Raw genomic sequence first — 2,289 nt, forward strand, 5'->3', positions numbered from 1 at the left:
AACTGGTCACGCGAAGCACCACGACATGAAGTACGGCGGGCGTCTTCCGGTCTGGGCTGCCGTCGAGATCATCGACTGGGGGAGCCTCACGCATCTCTACAACTTCGCGCCAGCCGGGGTTCGCGAGGACGTCGCCGATGCTTGCGGGCTCAGCCCTTCCCAGCTGGCGAGCTGGCTAAAGTCGCTCAACGTTGTGCGTAACACGTGCGCTCATCATGGCCGTCTCTTCAACCGGGTGCACACGCTCACGCCGAAGCTCCCACCTGTTGGCCGTCACGCTGATCTCGACGCCAGTGCTACGGACTGGAGTCGCACGTTCGGGCAGTTGACGCTCGTGCAGTTTCTATCGGACCGGCTGGGGCTCGGCCGCAGCAGCCTGCTCCGGGCCGTTCTGAAGAGCTATCCAGCAGTTCAGGCCGTGCCCGTCGCGCACATGGGCATCCCTGTCGACTGGCAGACGAGCAGTCCGCTCTGGGCCTGACGAGGCTGTGTCGGAAGTTGAACCCTAGAGGTTGTTCGGCTACGGAACGTGGTGGAGTTTAGGTTCAATGTGTAGTTACTCTTCAACCTAACGTCTAGGAATCCTAGCGATCCATTTATGGAGTGCGATTTCGGTCGCGGTTTTGACCGTGGTTATCGGTCCGTTGCTGCGGGGTGATAACCACGGTCGGCTTGGAAAGAGCATCGCCACACGCGCAGACATTCGGCAGAAACTCGAAGAGAACTCCGAGGCTGTTTCTCACTTGGATGCGCTTTTCGTGAATGAAACGCAGTTTCTCAAAGATCGGGAGGCGCGCCATCTGACCCGAAAAATCAACGGAGGCAACGTCGCAGCGCTGATCTTAGTTGCAGTCGCGGGAGGCGGAATTGTTTACGGACTGGTTTCTGTTGCTATCGCTTCCATAGGGAAGCCCGTGCTGTTCTGGCTATTCATGGTTGTTGCAGGGTTAGTCGGGCTGTTTGCTATAGCTCTGACGTCCTTTGACCTGGGGACCTTGTATGAGCCTCCACGGGAGAAGAGTCGGTAAGCGAGTCATTCTCGGTAGAGGATGTCGACGCCTTTCTATCTGCCATGCCATCAGCGAGTCAACCCAGTTTCTGCTCGCGATGTGTTTGAACGGGAAGTGGAACCCGTCACCTGTCCGCACAGACGTCCGAACGTCTCGAGCCGCCGATGGGGCCACCTCTTGCTCGTAGACCATGCATGGTCTAACCTTGCGTCATGTGGAGCGTGGATATCCAGCTGATTGCGGGATGGCTCGCTTCGCTGGACGATGATTCACGTGCGCAGGTGGTCGCCGCGATCGAGCTGCTCGAGGATCGTGGTCCTCAGCTCGGTCGGCCGATCGTCGACACGGTGTCGTCGTCAAGGCATCGCAACATGAAGGAGCTCCGGCCGGGATCGTCTGGCCGATCTGAGCTGCGCGTCATCTTCGCTTTCGACCCGGAGCGCTCGGCGATCATGTTGATCGCGGGCGACAAGGCCGGCAACTGGACACGCTGGTACAAGAAGAACATTCCGTTGGCCGACGACATTCTTGATGACCACCTGCGAAAACTGGGAGGAGAGTGAACGAGATGGCTCTATCGCTGAAGGACTTCGTCGCCGAGCATCCCGTGGACCGGGAGCGCGTTGACGCACACAAGGAGCGGATGCTCGCCGAGGTGCGTGCGTACCGGCTCCGTGAGCTGCGCGAGCAAGCTGGCCTGACACAGGCTCAGCTCGCGGAGCGCATTGGCGTAGGACAGCGCCAGGTCTCCAAGATCGAGCACGGCGACCTTGATAATGCAAAAGTCGGAACGATCCGCAGCTACCTCGAGGCGGTCGGCGGCGGCCTGGCAATCGAGTACGTGCTGGGAGACCAGCGTGTCCAGGTGGCCTGACCTAAGCGGGCGCTGTCAGGGCCCTGTGGCCTCCTCCTTTCATCCCGGACAAATACCGGTCCTGAGAAATAACCCCACACGTGGAGATGTGGTGGAGTTCCGATTTAACGTCTAGCGTTATTGGCGAGGCCGGCTAAATTCTCGTGCCGTGATTAGGTCGTAGGGCAGCCAGGACGCCGAGCGCATTTGGCAAGAGCGGTACGTCAAGCGTGTTGATCGGGCAGTGCAGCGTGCCACCTTGAGAAGGCTCGAGTTGATTCATGCAGCTCGGGACGTTGAGGACTTGAGGATCCCACTGGGCAACCGCTTGGAGCAGCTGGTCGGCGACCGACGGGGTCAATACAGCGTTTGAGTAAACGGGCCCTTCCCAAGTGAGTGTGGGTAAGGGCCCAAGCGGGGTGCGTG

Annotated in this window: 5 protein-coding genes; all 5 read left to right on the forward strand. The window is 59.6% G+C overall.

Annotated elements, in window-relative coordinates; translation table 11 throughout:
* Positions 1 to 481 (forward strand): Abi family protein (locus tag L979_RS13550; RefSeq protein WP_047692750.1); only part of this gene is annotated, 481 nt, incomplete at its 5' end.
* A 142-nt stretch (positions 482 to 623) separates the two neighbouring features.
* On the forward strand, positions 624 to 1,028 hold the full coding sequence (locus tag L979_RS13555) for a hypothetical protein (protein ID WP_156125607.1): 405 nt from the start codon (positions 624 to 626) through the stop codon (positions 1,026 to 1,028).
* A gap of 194 nt (positions 1,029 to 1,222) precedes the next feature.
* Entirely contained in the window at positions 1,223 to 1,573 is a 351-nt protein-coding gene (locus L979_RS13560; protein WP_047692754.1) for a type II toxin-antitoxin system RelE/ParE family toxin, read from the forward strand.
* Between the two features lie 5 nt (positions 1,574 to 1,578).
* Complete coding sequence (locus L979_RS13565) at positions 1,579 to 1,884, forward strand: helix-turn-helix transcriptional regulator (protein ID WP_047692756.1); 306 nt, start codon at positions 1,579 to 1,581, stop codon at positions 1,882 to 1,884.
* A 184-nt stretch (positions 1,885 to 2,068) separates the two neighbouring features.
* Positions 2,069 to 2,236: a type II toxin-antitoxin system RelE/ParE family toxin gene (locus L979_RS17135; RefSeq protein WP_369793005.1), complete on the forward strand. Its 168-nt coding sequence runs from the start codon at positions 2,069 to 2,071 to the stop codon at positions 2,234 to 2,236.
* Positions 2,237 to 2,289: the final 53 nt, after the last annotated feature.

The organism is Kocuria sp. ZOR0020, from assembly GCF_000800955.1.
Classification (GTDB): Bacteria; Actinomycetota; Actinomycetes; order Actinomycetales; family Micrococcaceae; genus Kocuria; species Kocuria subflava.